This is a genomic window from Streptomyces longhuiensis (genome assembly GCF_020616555.1).
Lineage (GTDB): Bacteria > Actinomycetota > Actinomycetes > Streptomycetales > Streptomycetaceae > Streptomyces > Streptomyces longhuiensis.
The window spans coordinates 1,045,971-1,064,290 of record NZ_CP085173.1 but is presented as its reverse complement, the minus strand read 5'-3'; the positions used below and the strand labels follow the sequence as shown (position 1 = coordinate 1,064,290).

The 18,320-nt window shown below is 70.9% G+C and carries 16 protein-coding genes; 8 read left to right on the top strand and 8 right to left on the bottom strand.

Translation table 11 applies throughout. From position 1 onward, the window contains the following. Positions 1–19: 19 nt before the first annotated feature. Entirely contained in the window at positions 20–577 is a 558-nt protein-coding gene (locus LGI35_RS05005; protein ID WP_227292686.1) for a DinB family protein, read from the bottom strand. A 248-nt stretch (positions 578–825) separates the two neighbouring features. Beyond that, a complete protein-coding gene (locus LGI35_RS05000) occupies positions 826–4,200 on the bottom strand; it encodes a pyruvate carboxylase (RefSeq protein ID WP_227292685.1) in 3,375 nt (1,124 codons plus the stop codon). A gap of 616 nt (positions 4,201–4,816) precedes the next feature. On the opposite strand from LGI35_RS05000, the gene LGI35_RS04995 reads away from it, so the two are divergent. Beyond that, positions 4,817–5,167: a hypothetical protein gene (locus LGI35_RS04995; protein WP_376229958.1), complete on the top strand. Its 351-nt coding sequence runs from the start codon at positions 4,817–4,819 to the stop codon at positions 5,165–5,167. Between the two features lie 58 nt (positions 5,168–5,225). Then, entirely contained in the window at positions 5,226–5,435 is a 210-nt protein-coding gene (locus tag LGI35_RS04990; protein WP_227292683.1) for a hypothetical protein, read from the top strand. A 28-nt stretch (positions 5,436–5,463) separates the two neighbouring features. Here LGI35_RS04990 and LGI35_RS04985 read toward each other — a convergent pair whose 3' ends face one another. From LGI35_RS04985 to LGI35_RS04975, 3 genes are all read right to left on the bottom strand, one after another. Continuing rightward, complete coding sequence (locus LGI35_RS04985) at positions 5,464–6,144, bottom strand: hypothetical protein (protein ID WP_227292682.1); 681 nt, start codon at positions 6,142–6,144, stop codon at positions 5,464–5,466. A gap of 68 nt (positions 6,145–6,212) precedes the next feature. Continuing rightward, a complete protein-coding gene (locus tag LGI35_RS04980; protein WP_227292681.1) occupies positions 6,213–7,424 on the bottom strand; it encodes an MFS transporter in 1,212 nt (403 codons plus the stop codon). Between the two features lie 155 nt (positions 7,425–7,579). Then, complete coding sequence (locus tag LGI35_RS04975; protein ID WP_227292680.1) at positions 7,580–7,894, bottom strand: metal-sensitive transcriptional regulator; 315 nt, start codon at positions 7,892–7,894, stop codon at positions 7,580–7,582. 197 nt (positions 7,895–8,091) lie between these two features. Between LGI35_RS04975 and LGI35_RS04970 the strand changes: the two genes are divergently transcribed. The 6 genes from LGI35_RS04970 (at position 8,092) to LGI35_RS04945 (ending at position 14,206) form a co-directional block, all read left to right on the top strand. Continuing rightward, a complete protein-coding gene (locus tag LGI35_RS04970) occupies positions 8,092–9,462 on the top strand; it encodes an MBL fold metallo-hydrolase (RefSeq protein ID WP_227292679.1) in 1,371 nt (456 codons plus the stop codon). A 118-nt stretch (positions 9,463–9,580) separates the two neighbouring features. Then, positions 9,581–10,384 (top strand): sulfite exporter TauE/SafE family protein, encoded by an 804-nt coding sequence (locus LGI35_RS04965; RefSeq protein WP_227292678.1) that lies wholly within the window; start codon positions 9,581–9,583, stop codon positions 10,382–10,384. A gap of 32 nt (positions 10,385–10,416) precedes the next feature. Then, positions 10,417–10,989 (top strand): rhodanese-like domain-containing protein, encoded by a 573-nt coding sequence (locus LGI35_RS04960; protein WP_227292677.1) that lies wholly within the window; start codon positions 10,417–10,419, stop codon positions 10,987–10,989. Between the two features lie 169 nt (positions 10,990–11,158). After that, the gene (locus LGI35_RS04955; RefSeq protein WP_227300201.1) at positions 11,159–11,566 is read left to right on the top strand and encodes a YciI family protein; all 408 of its coding nucleotides are present in this window, start codon (positions 11,159–11,161) and stop codon (positions 11,564–11,566) included. Positions 11,567–11,586: 20 nt separating this feature from the next. Further along, complete coding sequence (locus LGI35_RS04950) at positions 11,587–12,750, top strand: RNA polymerase sigma factor (protein WP_227300200.1); 1,164 nt, start codon at positions 11,587–11,589, stop codon at positions 12,748–12,750. A gap of 241 nt (positions 12,751–12,991) precedes the next feature. Then, positions 12,992–14,206, top strand: a complete 1,215-nt coding sequence (locus LGI35_RS04945) for a cation:proton antiporter (protein WP_227292676.1) — start codon at positions 12,992–12,994, stop codon at positions 14,204–14,206. 11 nt (positions 14,207–14,217) lie between these two features. Here LGI35_RS04945 and LGI35_RS04940 read toward each other — a convergent pair whose 3' ends face one another. The 3 genes from LGI35_RS04940 to LGI35_RS04930 are packed head-to-tail and all read right to left on the bottom strand — an operon-like array spanning position 14,218 to position 18,238. Beyond that, complete coding sequence (locus tag LGI35_RS04940) at positions 14,218–15,927, bottom strand: aldehyde dehydrogenase family protein (RefSeq protein ID WP_227292675.1); 1,710 nt, start codon at positions 15,925–15,927, stop codon at positions 14,218–14,220. Positions 15,928–15,974: 47 nt separating this feature from the next. Further along, positions 15,975–17,270 carry an MFS transporter gene (locus tag LGI35_RS04935; protein ID WP_227292674.1) on the bottom strand — a complete coding sequence of 432 codons (1,296 nt, stop codon included), beginning with the start codon at positions 17,268–17,270 and terminating at the stop codon, positions 15,975–15,977. A 32-nt stretch (positions 17,271–17,302) separates the two neighbouring features. Then, positions 17,303–18,238 carry a TauD/TfdA dioxygenase family protein gene (locus LGI35_RS04930; protein ID WP_227292673.1) on the bottom strand — a complete coding sequence of 312 codons (936 nt, stop codon included), beginning with the start codon at positions 18,236–18,238 and terminating at the stop codon, positions 17,303–17,305. Positions 18,239–18,320 lie beyond the last annotated feature (82 nt).

The following is an 18,320-nucleotide window of genomic DNA, read 5'->3' as shown; positions in this document are numbered from 1 at the left end:
AGTCCAGCGGTCCAGCCGGTCAGCCCATCGTCTTGGCCCCGTCGAGGGACTCCCGGATGATGTCGGCGTGGCCGGCGTGCTGGGCGGTCTCCGCGACGATGTGCATGAGGACCCGGCGGGTCGACCACTGAGCGCCCGGCTCGAACCACGGGGCCTTCGGCAGCGGCCACGCGGCATCCAGGTCGGGCAGATCGGCGACCACGTCGTCGGTGCGGCGGGCCACCTCGGCGTAAGCGGCCAGCACACCGGCCAGCGTCTCGTCGGGCAGGAGCCGGAACCCGTCCTCGCGACGGGCCCAGTCGGCCTCGGTCATGGCGGCGAAGTCGGCCGTGGGGGAGGGGCCGTTGAGGATGAAGTCGACCCAGCTCCGCTCGACCTCGGTGACGTGCTTGATGAGACCGCCCAGGCAGAGCGCGCTCGTGGTGGTCCGCTTCCGGGCCTGCTCGTCGGTGAGGTCACGGGTGGTGAAGCGCAGGAAGTTGCGGTGCTTGTCCAGCACCTCCAGCCACTCGGCTCGCTCGCCGCTGACGGCCGGTGCCCCTGCAAGGTCTTGGGTGTCCAGCTCGTTCGCAGCCATGGTTTCCGCCTCCACGTGTTTCTGTTCCGTCGGACAAGAAACACGTTATGAGGCATTGAGGTCAGTTGCTGTCCTACATACGCCGGTGACGGGTAAAGACCCTGCCGAAACCGCCCGACCCAGTGACGCGTGGGCCCCGGGCCGGTCGCAGTGCGACCGGCCCGGGGCCCACGCCTTGAGAGATGCCGGTGCCGCAGTGGAACTCCCTCCCGGCATCTCTCAGTGACGCACAGGTCGGGCGCCGGGCGTCAGGCGAGTTCGATCAGCAGGTCGCCGCCCTCCACCTGCTGGATCGCGTTGATGGCGCGCCGGGACACCGTGCCGGCCTTCGGGGCCGTGATGGAGGCCTCCATCTTCATCGCCTCGATCGTGGCCACCGTCGCACCGGCCTCCACCGTGTCGCCCTCGGCCACCGCCAGCGTGACGACACCCGCGAACGGCGCGGCGACGTGGTTCGAGTTGGCTTTGTCGGCCTTCTCGGTCACCGGGACGTCGGATGCCACGGAGTGGTCCCGTACCTGGATCGGCCGCAGTTGACCGTTCAGCGTGGCCATCACGGTGCGCACGCCGCGCTCGTCCGCCTCGCCGATGGCCTCCAGCTCGATGAGCAGCCGGACGCCGGGTTCCAGGTCCACGGAGTACTCGCGCCCGGGGCTGATGCCGTAGAAGAAGTCCTTGCTCGCCAGCACGCTGGTGTCGCCGTAGGCCTGCCGGTGGTTCTCGAATTCCTTGGTGGGGCCGGGGAACAGCAGTTGGTTCAGCGTCGCCCGCGGGTCCTTCGCCAGGCCGGCGCGCTCCTCGGCGGACAGCTCGCGCATCGGCTCGGGGCCCGCGCGTCCCTGCAGCGCCTTGGTGCGGAACGGCTCCGGCCACCCGCCGGGCGGCAGACCCAGCTCGCCGTGCAGGAAGCCGATGACCGAGGACGGGAGGTCGAACGAGTTCGGTTCGGCCTCGAAGTCCTCGGGCGACACCCCGGCCCCCACGAGGTGCAGCGCGAGGTCACCGACCACCTTGGACGAAGGGGTGACCTTCACGAGGTGGCCGAGGATCCGGTCGGCGGCGGCGTACATCGCCTCGATGTCCTCGAACCGGTCGCCGAGCCCGAGCGCGATGGCCTGCGTCCGGAGATTGGAGAGCTGGCCGCCCGGGATCTCGTGGTGGTAGACGCGGCCGGTCGGTGAGGACAGCCCCGCCTCGAACGGCGCGTAGATCTTGCGCACGCTCTCCCAGTACGGCTCCAGATCGCAGACCGCCTGAAGATCGAGACCGGTCGGCCGTTCCGAGTGGTTGGTGGCGGCGACGATCGCCGAGAGCGACGGCTGCGAGGTGGTGCCCGCCATCGACGCCACCGCTCCGTCCACCGCGTCGGCGCCCGCCTGGATCGCCGCGAGATAGGTGGCCAGCTGGCCGCCCGCGGTGTCGTGCGTGTGGATGTGCACGGGCAGGTCGAACTCCCTGCGCAGCGCGGAGACGAGCTTTGCCGCCGCGGGAGCGCGCAGCAGCCCCGCCATGTCCTTGACCGCGAGCACATGGGCGCCCGCGTCCACGATCTGCTCCGCGAGACGCAGGTAGTAGTCGAGCGTGTAGAGCTTCTCCGACGGGTCGGACAGGTCGGAGGTGTAGCACAGGGCGACCTCCGCGACCGCCGAGCCGGTCTCACGCACGGCGTCGATGGCGGGCCGCATCTGACCCACGTCGTTCAGGGCGTCGAAGATCCGGAAGATGTCGATGCCGGTGGCGGCCGCCTCTTCCACGAAGGCGTTGGTGACCTCGGTGGGGTACGGCGTGTAGCCGACGGTGTTACGGCCGCGCAGGAGCATCTGCAGGCAGATGTTGGGCACGGCCGCGCGCAGTTCGGCGAGCCGGTCCCACGGGTCCTCGGCGAGGAAGCGCAGCGCGACGTCGTAGGTCGCGCCGCCCCAGCACTCCAGCGAGAGCAGCTGCGGAACCGTCTGCGCCACGGCCGGCGCCGCGGCGAGCAGGTCCTTGGTGCGGACCCGGGTGGCGAGCAGCGACTGATGCGCGTCCCGGAACGTGGTGTCGGTGACACCGATGGTGGGCGAGGCGCGCAGCCACCGGGCGAAGCCCTCGGGGCCGAGCTCGGTCAGCTTCTGCTTGGAGCCGGCGGGCGGTGCGCCTTCGGGCAGCCGCGGCAGCTTGGTCGCCGCGTCGATCAGCGGGGGCCGCTCGCCGTGCGGCTTGTTGACCGTGACGTCGGCGAGGTAGGTGAGCAACTTCGACCCGCGGTCCGCCGAGTGACGAGCGGTCAGCAGATGGGGCCGCTTCTCGATGAACGAGGTGGTGATGCGTCCGGCGGCGAAGTCGGGATCGTCGAGAACGGCCTGGAGGAAGGGGATGTTCGTCGACACACCACGGATGCGGAACTCGGCGACGGCCCGCCGGGCCCGGCCGACCGCCGTCTCGAAGTCCCTTCCCCGGCACGTGAGTTTGACCAGCATCGAGTCGAAGTGGGCGCTGATCTCCGTACCGGCGTGGGTGGTGCCGCCGTCCAGCCGGATGCCGGAGCCGCCCGGGGAACGGTAGGCGCTGATCTTGCCGGTGTCGGGGCGGAAACCGTTGGCCGGGTCCTCGGTGGTGATCCGGCACTGCAGCGCGGCGCCGCGGAGGCGGACGGTGTCCTGGGACAGGCCGAGGTCGTCCAGCGTCTCACCGGCGGCGATCCGCAGCTGCGCCTGGACGAGGTCCACATCGGTGACTTCCTCGGTCACCGTGTGCTCGACCTGGATCCGCGGATTCATCTCGATGAACACATGCTGTCCGGCGGGGTCGAGGAGGAACTCGACGGTGCCCGCGTTGCGGTAGCCGATCTGCCGGGCGAACTTCACGGCGTCGGCGCAGATCCGCTCGCGTACCTCGGGGTCGAGGTTCGGCGCGGGGGCCAGCTCGATCACCTTCTGGTGGCGTCGCTGCAAGGAGCAGTCGCGCTCGAAGAGATGGATGACGCGGCCCTCGCCGTCGGCGAGGATCTGCACCTCGATGTGCCGGGGCTCGACAACGGCCTTCTCCAGGAAGACGGTCGGGTCGCCGAACGCCGACTCGGCCTCACGGGCCGCCGCCTCGATCGACTCGCGCAGCGTCGCCGCGTCCTCGACGCGTCGCATGCCGCGTCCGCCGCCTCCGGCCACGGCCTTCACGAAGAGCGGGAAACCGAGATCGTCGGCGGCCCGGACCAGTTCGTCGACGTCGGTGGAGGGCTGCGAGGAGCCGAGGACGGGGACGCCGGCCGCGCGGGCCGCGGCCACAGCACGTGCCTTGTTCCCGGTCAGTTCGAGCGTCTCCGCGCTCGGCCCGACGAACGTGATGCCGGAACGCTCGCAGGCGAGGGCCAGTTCGGGGTTCTCGGAAAGGAAGCCGTACCCGGGATAGATGGCGTCGGCGCCTGCCCTGCGCGCGGCGCGGATGATCTCCTCGACGGAGAGATAGGCCCGCACGGGGTGCCCGGCCTCGCCGATCTCGTAGGCTTCGTCCGCCTTCATCCGGTGCAGGGAGTTGCGGTCCTCATGGGGGAACACCGCGACGGTTCGAGCCCCTAGCTCAAAGCCGGCGCGGAACGCCCGGATCGCGATCTCTCCGCGGTTGGCGACGAGCACCTTACGGAACATGCGCATGTCCTTCCGTCGCCCGGAATGGGCGAACTGTCGGGTTGCGGGGCGTCACGCTCCCGGATCATGCCACCTCTGCACTCCAGACATCCAGGTGCACTACGTCACACGCCGCAGCGTCGGGTGACGTCGCCCGGCGGCCCGCGGGCACGCAACGGACAGGGCGGCTGCCTGCGGCGTCAGGGGTGCCCCGACTCGGCGGAAACGCGGGGCTTCACGGGCGCCGAAACGGTTGGTACTGCTTATGAGTTGGCCCTCGAAGAAGATCGCCGAATCTAGCCATACCCCGTAACGTGAACAGTAAGCGAGGTATTCACATGAAGGCATCACGAGGAACACACGAAATGGGCACACTGGCGCGGGGTATTCGCCGGTGAAATGGATCCCCGGCTCACATATTTAGGCAAGTTGCCGATCACCTGACCATATTTGGGATATTCCGATGGCCGAGTAACGCGACGGAGGTTGCGTGACGCAGAGTTGTACAGGCCCCCCGCGACGCCTTGTGCGCGTGGTGCGGCAGGCGATTGCCTGAGAGAGCCAGAGGTGATGTCCGCCCCTGCCTCGGCCTGCGAGAGACGCGTCAGATTGGATTCCCGTGAGCTATAACGACCCGATGGCCGGACCGCCTCACCCCTACGACCAGTACCAGCAGCCCCCACAGCCACCTCAGCGCCCTGAGCGGCGCGAGGGCGGTGCCCGGCGGGCGGGGCTGGTCATCCACAGCATCGCTGACATAGCCGCGGTGTTCCTGGGTCTGTGGATTCTGCTCTATCTGCTCGAGGCCAACCAGGGCAACGTCTTCGTCGGATTCGTGCACGGAGCGGCCGACTGGCTGGCCTGGTGGTCACAGGATGTTTTCACCATGGACACAGAAGGCCTTCGCGTTCTCCTCAATTACGGTCTGCCGGCTGTGATTTACCTGCTGGTCGGGCATGGGATCGCCGCGCGACTCAACCGCGTGTGACCGCGATCGAGCCCGTATTACCGCACGGCCGCCCCAGATACCGAGAAGGACCAGCCCTGTGAATCACAGCTCAACCGGAAACGACCATCTGCCGGTCTACGAGAGCCTGGTGCGTGAACGCGGTGACGTCGTGGCGGAGGCCCGCTTGGTGGCCGCTGAGGCGCAGTACCAGGCGGCCGCTGCGCTCAACGGTCACGGTGGTGTCCGGCCGGCGCCCGGTCCGGCCGGACACCCCGCGGGACCGCACGGGCACGTCGGTGGCGCATAGGCGGTGAGGGCGTCGGCACGCCCCTGATTCAGCTCACGAATTCCCTGTCGCCGTAGTGCACTTGGGCCGCCTGCCAGTCGACACCGAGCTTGGCGGTGAACTCCCGGGCCAGTGGCAGGTCGGCGAGCGGGGCGATGAGGACGAGCCGGCCGTCGACGGTGACCGAGCCGCCGCCGAGTTTGTCGCGGGCCACCGGGTCCGCGACCAGCTCGTCGTGCAGCCGGTTCGCGCTGACGCCGGGCGCCTCGATCTCGAGTGCGTCCGTCTCCGGCGACGTGCGCGGCAGGCAGCGGAAGGTGAGCACGGACTCCTGACGGTACGTCTTGGCGATGACACCGGCGATGTGGTGGAGCCCGTCTCGGCCGACCCTGTTGATGTCGAACGCGCGTGAGCGCTCATAGGTGGCCTGCTTGAGATCGCCGGACCAGAAGACTCCCTCCAGGAGCGTCGAGGCGACGGGCGTGGCCCCGTTGGCGCGGATGATCCCGCGCACTTCGTGGTCGAAGCGTGTGAGACGGGTGAGGAGTCTGGGGTCGTTCGGGTCAGTGATGACCGCGGTGTTGTTGGTGGCGAAGAGTTCCGCCGTGGGGCAATGAGCTGCGGCGGAGCTCGCGGCCGGCGCGCTTACGGCGCCCGTAAGTCCCAGTGCCAGGGCGGCGACTGCTGCAGCCATGAGGCGCAGCTGTCGCCGCGCGATGGTGATCTTCATGGGTTGATCAACGACGCGGGCGGGGCTTCGATGCGCCGGCTGCCGCCCCATCACGCAGGGCGCAGACGCTACGGGGCAGGGCGCGCGTGCTCAGGTGTCGTACGACGCATCCGCCGGACCAGGTAGACACCCGCGGTCGACACCAGGACCGCCATGACCGCGATGAACACGAGCCCGGCACCTTCCAGGCCGATCGGCCCGGTCAGCAGTCCGACACCGATGACCGGCACGGAGATGCCCGTGTACGCCACCACGAACAGCGTGGAGATCACCGACGCGCGATGGTCCGGGGGAGACGCCTCGGCCACCGCGCCGAGCGCCGCACGAAATGCCAGCCCCTGCCCGATACCCCCGACGAGCGCGCTCAGCACCACCAGGAGCATCAGGTCCCATCGCAACGCTCCCGCGAGCAGCGCCAGACCGGCGAGGAGTCCGGCGGAGCCCAGCGGCAGTGACCGCTCCATCCCGACCCGGGTGACGGCCAGTTGCCCCGCGGTCGAGGAGAAGAAGGCGAGCGCGACGACCAGGCCGCTCACGGCGTGGTTGTCCACGTCCAGGGACTCGGCGAGGAACGCCGGACTGACCGAGGTGAACACCCCGAACAACGCGAACCCCACGAACGAGGCGATCGCGGCGGGCACGAACACCGGCCGCACCTGCGGGGGCAGGCTGGGCCGCTGCGGCCGTACGGTACTCAGTGCCCGCCGCTCGGCCACGGTCTCCGGCAGCCACAGCAGCACGGCGGCCGAGGCGACCACCAGCGCGAGGTGCACGGCGAAGGGCAGGTACAGCGGCCAGGCGGCGTACTGGGCGAGCAGTCCGGCGAGCAGCGGACCGCAGCCCAGCCCGCCCATGTTGGCGGCGGTCGCCACGAACGTGGCGCGGGGGACGCCGCCGTGCGGCGCCAGCTCGATCACGTACACGGTGGCGGCCCCGGTGAACAGCCCGGCGGCGAATCCGGAGAGCAGCCGCCCCGCGTACAGCCACTCCAGTCCGGTGGCGCTGAGGAAGCAGACGGCGCTGGCAGCCGCGAACCCCAGGCCCCACAACAGCACCGGCCGCCGCCCGACAGCGTCTGACGCGTTGCCGGCCAGCAACAGCACACCGATGACCCCGAAGGCGTACACCGCATAGACGACGGTCACCGTCAGCTCGGAGAACCCGAACTTGTCCTGGTAGAGCCCGTAGAGCGGGGTCGGCAGGGTGGTCCCGGCCATACACACGGCAAACACCGCGCCGGCAAGAGAACACTTACGCCATGTTCCGCGATCACCGTCCATGCGGTCGACAGTAGTTCCGCAGGCTGTCCCGCCCCGGTACGGCGTGCGCCGACGCGCCGCGGGCACGGGCGGCACGGTGCGCGCAGGGGGTGGTGTCGTCGCCTGCGTGGGGCCTTTGGAGGTGGGGTGCGGTGTCCCACCCCCCCGGGCTGTGATCAGGCCAGCGTGAGGAAGAGTTTTTCCAGCTCGGCCTCGTTCATGGCGGGGGTGCCGCCGTCCTCGGTGGCGGTCAGGCACTCGCGCATCCGGCCCGCGATGATTTTGAAGCCGGCGCGGTCCAGCGCGCGGCTCACGGCGGCGAGCTGGGTGACGACGTCCCGGCAGTCGCGGCCTTCCTCGACCATCGTGATGACTCCTGCCAACTGCCCCTGGGCGCGGCGCAGGCGGTTGAGCACGGCGCGCACGGAGGCTTCGTCGTGAGCGGTGGTCGCAGTGTCCTTGGGGGCCGGGTTCGGCACGGTCGGGGTCATCCGTTGGGCTCCTTGGTGAGTTGGACGAGCGCGTGGTCCAGTCTGCCCGCTGCCTCGTTCGCGGCCGGGGCACGGTGTCCGTACTCCCCGAGTCCGTATGAACGGGGCGAAATCTCCTCCGAGTATACCCCCGGGGGTAATCTGTTACGGTGACATCAATACCCGGGGGGGTATTCATCTGAGGAAGTGAACGGCACATGTTCTTCGTCGACACCATCGAGATCGAGGGTCTGGGCAATCGGCACTACCTGGCCGGGGGAGCCCGGGCCGCGGTGGCGGTCGATCCGCCGCGTGACATCGACCAGGTGATCGCGGCGGCCGCGCGCCGCGGCGTGCGCATCACGCACGTCGTTGAGACGCACATCCACAACGACTACGTGACGGGCGGCCTGGAACTGGCCCGGGTCACCGGCGCCGCCTACCTGGTGCCCGCCGCCGCGCAGGTCGCCTTCTCCCGTGTTCCGGTCCACGACGGCGACGTCATCGAGATCGACGAGGAACTGTCCTTGCGGGCCCTGGCGACCCCCGGCCATACCCCGCACCACACCGCGTACGTCCTGGAGGAAGCCGGGACGCCGGTCGCCGCGTTCACCGGCGGATCCCTGCTCATGGGCACCGTGGGCCGCCCCGACCTGGTCGAACCGCGCCTCACGGAGAACCTGGCCCGCGCCCAGCACGCCTCCGCGCACCGGCTCGCCACCGAGCTGCCCGATGACACCTCGATCCTGCCCACCCATGGCTTCGGCAGCTTCTGTTCCTCCGGGCAGGCCGCGGGCGAGGCGAGCACCATCGGCCGGGAGAAGGCCGTGAACGCGGCCCTGATCCAGGACGTCGACTCCTTCGTCGCCGGTCTGCTCGCCGGCCTGGAGGACGTCCCCGCCTATTACGCGCACATGGGCCCGGCCAATTCCGCCGGTCCGGACCCCGTCGACCTGACCGCCCCCCGGCGCGCGGACGCCGCAGAGATCGGTGTGCGGCTCGCGGCCGGCGAATGGGTCGTGGACCTGCGCAACCGCGTCGCGTTCGCCCAGGGGCATGTCGCGGGCTCGTTCAACTTCGAGGCCGACGGCAAGATCGCCACCTACCTCGCGTGGATGATCCCGTGGGGCAAGCCCGTCACCCTGCTCGCCGAAACGCCCCAGCAGCTCGCCGACGCCCAGCGTGAACTGGTCCGGGTCGGGATCGACCACCCCGCGGCCGCCGCCACCGGCAGCCCGTCCGACTGGCTGCGGCCCGGCGAGGTCCCGGCGTCGTTCCGCCGTGCCGCCTTCGCCGACCTGGCCGCCGAGCTGTCCCGGGCAGAGGTGCCGCCGGTGGTCCTGGATGTGCGCCGCGACTCCGAGCGCGCCGACGGGTACGTCGAGGGCTCGGTCCACATTCCCGTACACGCACTGCACCAGCGGATCGACGAGGTGCCCGCCGGGCAGGTGTGGGTGCACTGCGCCGGCGGTATGCGGGCCGGGATCGCGGCCTCGCTGCTGGACGCGGCCGGGCGCGACGTGGTCGCCGTCGACGACGGCTTCGACCGGGCGGCAGAGGCCGGCCTGACCGTCCGCGCTGCCGCCTGAGCCCCTTGATCGACACCAGTAGGAGTCCTGGTCCCGCCATGTCCCTTTTCTGTCCGGGCCTCAGCCCCCGTCCCGGCCTCGGTCCCGATGCCGGCCCCGACCCCCGTCCCGATCACATATGAGCGTGCTCATCCTTGCCCTGGTGGCAGGCGCGGTGGTCGGTCTGGCGCTGGGCGGACTCGGCGGGGGCGGCAGCGTCCTGGCCGTGCCCGCACTGATCTACCTGCTCGGCTTCACCCCCGTCGCCGCCACCACCGCGAGCCTGATCATCGTCACCCTGACATCCATCAGCTCACTGGCCGCTCACGCCCGGGACGGCAACGTCCGCTGGCGGTCCGGACTGATGTTCGCCGCCGCGGGCATCGGCCCCGCCATGCTCGGCGGCCTCGCGGCAGGCCACATCCCCGCCACCGCACTGACCATCGCCTTCTCGGTGATAGCCGCACTCGCCGCCTGGCGAATGCTCCGTCCCGGCCGCCCAGCACAAGACGGCCCCGTACAAGGCAGTCCCGCAGATGGCGACGCCGTACACGACAGTCCCGCGGAAGACCGCCCCGTGCGCCCGCCCAGAGCGGCAGGATCCGGAGCCGGGCTCGGCGCCGTCACGGGGGTGCTCGGCGTCGGCGGGGGGTTCCTCGCCGTACCCGCCCTGGTCGGCGTCCTCGGCCTGCGAATGAAGACCGCCGTCGGCACCAGCCTCCTGGTCATCGTCATCAATTCGCTCGCCGCACTGGCCACCCGCACCGGCACCGCCGACGGCCTCGACTGGGCCGTCATCGCCCCCTTCACCGCAGCCGCGATCCTCGGCGCCTGGGACGGCAAGCGCCTCGCGGCGAAGATCTCCGGCAACCGCCTGCAGCACGTCTTCGCCTACGTCCTGCTGGCCGTTGCCGCCTTCATGCTCCTCGACAGCCTCATCTGACCCAGCCCCGCCGAACCGAAGGACAGAAACCCATGAATACGACCACCCTCACCGCCGGCACCGTCCGGGAACGTCTGCACACCCTGGTAGTCATCGACGTACGCACCCCCGGCGAGTACGCCGGCGGACACCTGCCCGGCGCCCACAACATCCCTCTCGACGACCTCGAACACGCACTGCCCACCCTCCGCGAGGTGGCCGACCGCAGCGACCTGCTCGTGGTCTGCGCTTCCGGCGCCCGCTCGCAGAACGCGAGCGTCACCCTGTCCCGTAGCGGCATACCCGCCGCCGACCTCGAAGGCGGAACCGCCGCCTGGGTCTCGGCGGGAGGGGACCTGCAGCGCCCCGCCGCCACCGCGGCACCGAAGTGGGCCATGAACCGCCAGGTCCGTCTGACCGCAGGTTCTGTCGTCCTCCTCGGCCTGCTCCTGGGCCTGGTGATCCACCCCGCCTTCCAGCTGCTCTCCGCAGGCATCGCCGCCGGCCTCGTCTACTCCGCGCTCTCCAACAGCTGCGCCATGGCCACCCTGCTCGGGAAGCTCCCCTACAACCGCACGGACCGCACGGACCTGAACGCCACCCTCGCCGCCCTGCGAAACAACTGACCCGACGGGCGGCGTCGGATCGGCCCAGGGCACGGGAGCCGTCGTTCACCGGGCCCACCCACGAGAAGCAGAAAAGAATTCTCGGCCGCGATGTCGAGAATCCGTGGCCCGCTCCGTCCCTGGGGTGAACGCGACCACAATGGGGCGCACCACCACCGAGGAGAACACGATGGCCAAGTACCTGCTGCTGAAGCACTACCGGGGAGCTCCGGCCGCGGTCAACGACGTCCCGATGGAGAAGTGGACGCCCGAGGAGATCTCGGCGCACATGCAGTACATGCGGGACTTCGCGGACCGGCTCGAGAAGACCGGCGAGTTCGTCGACGGCCAGGCGCTCGCACCCGAAGGCGCGTGGGTGCGGTACGACGGTGAGGGGCGCCCGCCGGTCACCGACGGACCGTTCGCCGAGACCAAGGACGTCATCGCCGGCTGGATGGTGATCGACGTCGACACCTACGAGCGCGCCGTCGAGCTGGCCGGGGAACTGTCGGCCGCCCCCGGGGCGGGCGGGAGGCCGATCCACGAGTGGCTCGAGCTGCGCCCGTTCCTGACCGAGCCGCCCACCATCACGGAGTGACCTCCCACGTGACCTCTCAGGTGAACGAGGCCCTGATCCGGAGCCTCACGCCGAGCGTGCTCGCGATCCTCGTCCGCCGCGGAGCCGACTTCGCGGCGGCCGAGGACGCCGTGCAGGACGCGCTGGTCGAGGCGGTCCGCGTCTGGCCCGGCGAGCAGCCGCGGGACCCGAAGGGCTGGCTGGTCACCGTGGCCTGGCGCAAGTTCCTCGACGCGACCCGGTCGGACGCCGCCCGCCGCCGGCGTGAGGACCTCGTCGACGAGGAACCGGCGCCCGGCCCCGTGCCCGCGGCCGACGACACGCTCCAGCTCTACTTCCTGTGCGCCCACCCGTCGCTGACGGCGTCCTCCGCCGTCGCGCTCACCCTGCGCGCCGTCGGAGGGCTCACCACCCGCCAGATCGCCCAGGCCTACCTGGTGCCCGAGGCGACGATGGCGCAGCGCATCAGCCGGGCCAAGCGCACCGTTTCCGGCGTGCGGTTCGACCGGCACGGCGATGTCGCCACCGTGCTGCGCGTCCTCTACCTGGTCTTCAACGAGGGTTACTCCGGTGATGTGGACCTCGCCGCCGAGGCCATCCGCCTCACCCGGCAGCTGGCGGCCGCGATCGACCACCCCGAGGTGAGAGGGCTGCTCGCGCTCATGCTGCTCCACCACGCCCGGCGCGCCGCCCGCACGGCGCCCGACGGCAGCCTGGTGCCGCTGGCCGAGCAGGACCGCGCCCGCTGGGACACCGAGTCGATCGCCGAGGGGGTCGTGATCCTCCAGGCGGCCCTTGCCCGCGACCGTCTGGGCGAGTTCCAGGCCCAGGCCGCCATCGCGGCGCTCCATGCCGACGCGCCGGCAGCCGAGGAGACCGACTGGGTACAGATCGTCGAGTGGTACGACGAGCTCGCGCGCTTGACGGACAGCCCGGTCGTCCGGCTCAACCGCGCAGTGGCCGTCGGCGAGGCCGACGGACCACGCGCCGGTCTGGCGGCGCTCGCGGAGCTGAACGACTCGCTGCCGCGCCACACCGCGGTGGCGGCGTATCTCCACGAGCGCGCGGGCGACCTGGCGACGGCGGCACGGCTGTACGCGGAGGCGGCCAGGAAGGCACCCAACCTCGCCGAACGTGACCACCTCACACGCCAGGCCGCGAGGCTGAACGCATCTCGGCTGAAGCGGCTGGAGGGGGACACGTAGCGGTCCGGGGCGAGTTGGGCTGCCAGGTGTGCGGGGTCCGGTCCTGGGGGCGATCGGCTGCGCCCCGGCTCACGGCGGCCGGTGCGAACGGGCTGGTCCGCACGGGCAGTCGTGGCCTCGTACCACCAACGCCCGCTCCCCGGCCGCCGTCCTCACCCGCACGGTCCGCTCTCACATGCGGCGGACGCCCGCCTCACCGATGGTCGGAAGAGCATGATCCGGCGCGGAACAGGGGGACGGTGTGGGACAGGCGGGCACGCTCATCCTCATCATGGCGGCCGCTGTCCTGGCACCGCTGCTGGCGCACGGCGTCGGCCGGTGGGTCCGCATCCCCGTGGTCATCTTCGAGATCGTGCTGGGGATCCTCATCGGTCCGGACGTACTCGACTGGGCGCACGGAGGAGAGGTCATCGACGTCCTCTCGGACCTCGGCCTGTCGATGCTCATCTTTCTGGCCGGGTACGAGATCCAGTTCGCCGCCATCCGAGGCGACACGCTGCGCCGATCCGTATGGGCCTGGGTGGTCTCCCTGGCTCTGGGGCTGGGCGTGGCGCTGGCCCTGACGGGCCTGGACTGGGCGCGCGCCGTCATCATCGGCACCGCGCTGACCAGTACGGCGCTGGGCACGGTGCTGCCGATCCTGCGGGACAGCGGGGATCTGGAGGGCCGGTTCGGCACGGTGATGATGGCGTTCGGGGCGGTCGGCGAGTTCGGGCCCGTCATCGCCATGGCGGTGCTGCTCAGCGGCCGCAGACCAGGGGCGGCCACGGCGGTTCTCGCCGTCTTCGCCGCCATCACGGCCGGCGCCGTGTTCCTGGCGATGCGCCCGCGCCGGCCGTGGTTCAGCCGGATCATCCGCAGCACCCTGCACACCAGCGCGCAGTTCGCGGTCCGGTTCGTGATGCTCCTGCTGGTGGCGATGCTGGCGCTGTCGCAGGAACTCGGCCTCGACGTGCTCCTCGGCGCCTTCGCCGCCGGACTCCTCACCCGGCTCGTGCTCCAGGGCTCGGCGCCGGAGAGCAGCGAGGAGATTCTGACCAGGGTGGAGGCGATGGGTTTCGGTTTCCTCGTCCCCCTCTTCTTCATCGTCACGGGCATCGAGTTCGACCTCGCGTCGCTCCTCGACGGCGGTCGCGCACTCCTGCTGGTGCCGGTCTTCCTCGTTCTCTTCGTGGTCGTACGGGGACTGCCGACGTACGGACTCGCGCCGCGTGACCTGTCACCGCTCGGCCGCCGGGCGCTGACGATCTACTCCTCCACCTGCCTTCCGCTCGTCGTGGCCGTCACGGCGATCGGCGTGGACGACGGTGTCGTGAAGAAGAGCGAGGCGGCGGCCCTGGTCGGCGCGGCGATGATCTCGGTCCTCGTCTTCCCGCTGCTCGCCCTGCGCCTGCGGGCCCGGGAGCGTGACATCACACCCCGCCTGCCGCAGGCGCCCGAGACGGAGGCCTGGTGATCGGAACGTGCTCAGCCGCGCAGGGCCGACGCGAAGATGCCCGGCAGCCTGCTCGCCCTCGGGTCGGTGGCGTAGGCCGTGAGGCGTGCCATCGTCGTGCGTCCGGTGCGGTTGGTGACGAAGTACGGCGGGCGCGGCGACAGTGAGGGCGAGCCGGTGAACAGGCCCCGCGGAGCAGGTGCGAAGGGGGCCCGCAGCACGGTCTTCTCGACGTCCTCCAGGAGGAACGCGTTGTGCACGAACCCGATGCCGCTGCCGATGTCCTGGCGGGTGTGTCCGGGGTGGGCGCCCCAAGGTGTGTAGCCCAGGAGGAAGCCGAACGCCGACCAGCAGTTGACGCCGAGCGTGCCGTAGCGCAGCGCGGCGACGGCCTCGTCGACGGCGGCGCCGTGGGCGCGTTCGGTACGGGGGTGCACGAGCAGGGTGGCGCCGAGTGTGCCGGGCAGCTTGTCGTTGGCGAACGCGGTGGCGGCGCGCAGGAACTGGGGTGCGTCGTCGCCCGGCAGGCGCACCACGCCCAGGGCGCTGGCGAACACCTCGTCCGTGAGCATCGGGTCGTCGGCGTCGGTGATGTCGGGAACGAGGAGGCGGCACGTGTCGTCGTAGGCCTCGGCCTCCGGGTGGGCGCCGGTCACCGAACCGAGGCGGTCGGCAGCGCCGGGGTAGTAGTCGCCGCGCTGCGGCAGTTCACGCAGGACGTGCCGGATCTCGGTGAGCAGCCGCTCCGTCCCGCTCCAGTGGCGGGGCACGAGCAGAATCTGGCTCGCGACGCAGTTGTGGCCGGAGTTGTTCAGCTTGCTGGTCACGATGTGCTCGGCCTGGAACCGGAAGTCCGCTGCGCTCCACGGGCCCGGCGTCACGATGCAGGGGCTGACGCCGCCCAGCTCGCTGGTGAACGGCTTGTCGTTGAGCGGGGTGTCGGCGCGCCGCCGCTCCTCGGCCTGCGCGCCGGTGCCCCACACGATGGCGTCATGGGTGCGTTCGCTGCCGGTGACGTGGATGGTGTCGACTTCCTCGTGGGTCGTGAGGTACGCGCCTTCGGCCGCGCCTCCGTCGACGAAGCGGACCCAGCCACGCTCCACGAACTCGGCGAACACCTTCTCGAAGTGCGGGCGGAGATAGGCGTTGACCGGGTTCATCTTGGCGAGGACGACCTGGCCCTGCGCGTACAGCTTGTGCAGGATGTCGAGCGGTGTGATCGCCGCGACGTTCCCGGCGCCGAGCACCAGCGCGACGGCCGGCTCGCCCGGCCGCCCGCGGTACTCGCCGGCCGCGCGGGCCAGGACCTGCTCGCGGGTCGTACCCGGCAGGGTCCACACCTCGGCGGTGAAGCCGTTGAGCAGCAGGCGGTCCGTGGCCGTGGCGGGGAAGACGTCGACGACGGTACGGCCCTCGCGGGTGCGGACGGACTGGGCGGGCACCGGGGCGTGCCCGGCGGCCAGGCGGCGCAGCACATGCAGGTACGCGCCCACGGTCTGCGCCAGTGCCCAGGGTGCGGCGACCCAGTCCTCGGCGGCCCAGTCGGAGTCTGCTTCGTACCCCTTGGCGCGGGCGGCGTCGGCGACCATGCCGGGCGCCCCGTCGGCGATCCGCGGAAGCATCCGCTCCAGCAGGGCGATCCGCTCGGGCAGCGGAACGGCGGTCCAGGAGGCGGCGCTCTCGCGCAGGTCGCCGATGGCGAGGTCGAGAGGTGCGGCGTCGAGTGCGGGTGCGGCGGTCAAGGGTCAACTCCTGTGAGAGCGTGTGCGGTTGGGGTGGGTGCCTCGCGTCAGCCGGTCAGCCGTGGGATGTCACGCGCGGGGTCGACGAGCAGGAAGGAGGCGGCGGCTCCGACGGCCAGGAGCAGTCCGGACAGCAGCACGGAGTGCTGGTAGCCGTCGGTGCCCTGCGCATCGACGAGGGCGCCGACGACGGCCGGCGCGCCCAGACCGGCCGCCGTCACGACCGCGTTCATCGTGCCCAGGGCGCCTCCGTTGCGGGAGAGCGGGGCGAGCTCGGCGACGGTGGTCGCCGCGATCGTGGCGTACGAGCCCCCGAGGCCGAAGCCGAGGGCTATCAGGACGGTCTTCGCGCCCGAGCCGTCGACCAGTGGCAGGGCCAGACAGCAGGTGGCGCCCAGGGCGAGCAGCCAGCCGCCCACCCAGCCGCGGGCGCGGCGGCTGCCGGCGCCGCGCCGCATCAGCCGGCCGGTGATGCCGGCCTGTGCGAGGAGAGCCACGGCACCGATCGTCCACGGCGCGACGACGAGGGTGCCCGCCGCATGGGCCGAGTATCCGAGGGCGTTGCGCAGGTAGGACGGCAGCCAGACCAGCATGAGAGCCACGGTCCAGTAGCTGGTGAAGTAGGCGAGGGTGGCGCCGATCCAGGTGCGGCTGGCGAAGATCCTCCGGTACGGGACGGGCGCCCGCGTCTCCTGCGGTCGCGCCCCGGTGGCCGGAACGACACCGTGGCGCCCGTCGGCACCGAGTACCGCCCAGGCCACCGCCCACACGAGACCCGCGCCCGCGAGCACCCACAGCGCCGATCGCCACCCGTGGTGCTGGATCACCCACGACAGGCCGGGCGCCGAGACGATCACGCCGAGGGTGACGCCGAGCGTGATCAGCGCCCCGGGCAGATTGCGCCGGTGGTCGGGGAACCAGGCCAGCGTGGCCTGTTGGGCGACGGGGAAGGCGGGTCCCTCGGCCGCCCCGAGGAAGACGCGCGAGGCGACCAGGACGGCGAGGCCGCCGCCGATCGCCGCGGGCACCTGGGCGACCGACCACAGGACGGCCATCAGCAGGAGCAGCAGTTTCGGCGACATCCGGTCGGCGGCGAGCCCGACCACGATCGCGGCCACGGAGAACAGCAGGAAGAACGCGCTGTTGGCCAGACCGAACTGAGTGGCACTCAGATGGAGGTCCGCGCGGATCTCGTCGGCGGCCAGGCCGAGGACGGACTTGTCCGCGAAGTTGACCATCATGAAGACCACCAGCAGCACGGTCACCGTCCACGCGCGCCGGCTGCTGCCGGTGGCTCCGGTGGTCCGTGTCGGGTGCTGGGGCACGGTCGGTACCGCGGTCATGCGTACTCCTGAGGGAGAAGGGGGAGAGCCGTTCAGGACAGCGGGACACCGGCGATGGCGATGCGCTCCATCACCCGGCGCTGCGGGAAGTAGTCGTTGACCGCGTAGTGCTGGACCGCGATGTTGTCCCAGACGGCGATCGAGTCGGGCTCCCAGCGGAAGCGGATCTGGAACTCGGGGATGCGCGCCTGGAGGACCAGGATGTCGAGCAGCTCACGGTTCTCCGCCTCGGACAGGCCCTTGATGTAGCGGGTGAACGGCTCGTTCACGTACAGGGTCCTGCGGCCGCTGCGGGGGTGGCGCACGACGACGGGGTGCTCGACCTGCGGCCAGCTCTCGCGGAAGGACGCCTTCTGCTCGTCGTTCATGAGCGCGCCCCAGCTGGCCTCCCAGTCGTGGACGGCGGTGAGGCTCTCGATGCGCTCCTTGAGGCCATCGGGCAGGTTGTCGTAGGCGGCGCCCATGTCCGCCCACATCGTGTCGCCGCCCGCGGCGGGCACCTCCACGGCGCGCAGGACGGCGCCGAGCGAGGGGTTGACCATGAACGAGTGGTCGCTGTGCCAGATGTTCTTGTTGCCCGCGGCCTTGGCGTCCTTGGCGAGCCGGGAGATGCCCGGGGTCCCGGTCTGCGCGAAGAACGGGTTCGCCTCGGGCGGGCCCCAGACGCCCGACAGCGCGAGCTGGTGCTCGGCGGTGAAGCCGGTCTGGCCGCGGAAGAAGATCACCTTCCACTCCAGCAGCGCCTGCCGCAGCTCCGTGGCGAGCTCGTCGGAGATCGGCCGGGTCAGGTCGACGCCGCCGAGCACGGCGCCGAAGTGCGGGGTGAGCGGGTCGATGTCGATCAGCCGGTACGCGGACTGCTCGGCGCCGGGGGCGAGTCGGTCCAGGACGCGGCGGCCGTAGTGCATGAGGGGCTTGTCCATCACGGGCTCGGGGTTGGCCACGTGGGTCGACGCGACGGCCTGCATGCGGTTCCTCCTGACGGTGAACACTAATTACGTAACCGGCAGTATCGATATTGAATCGCGCCGGTGCAAGAGGTTCGGAGGT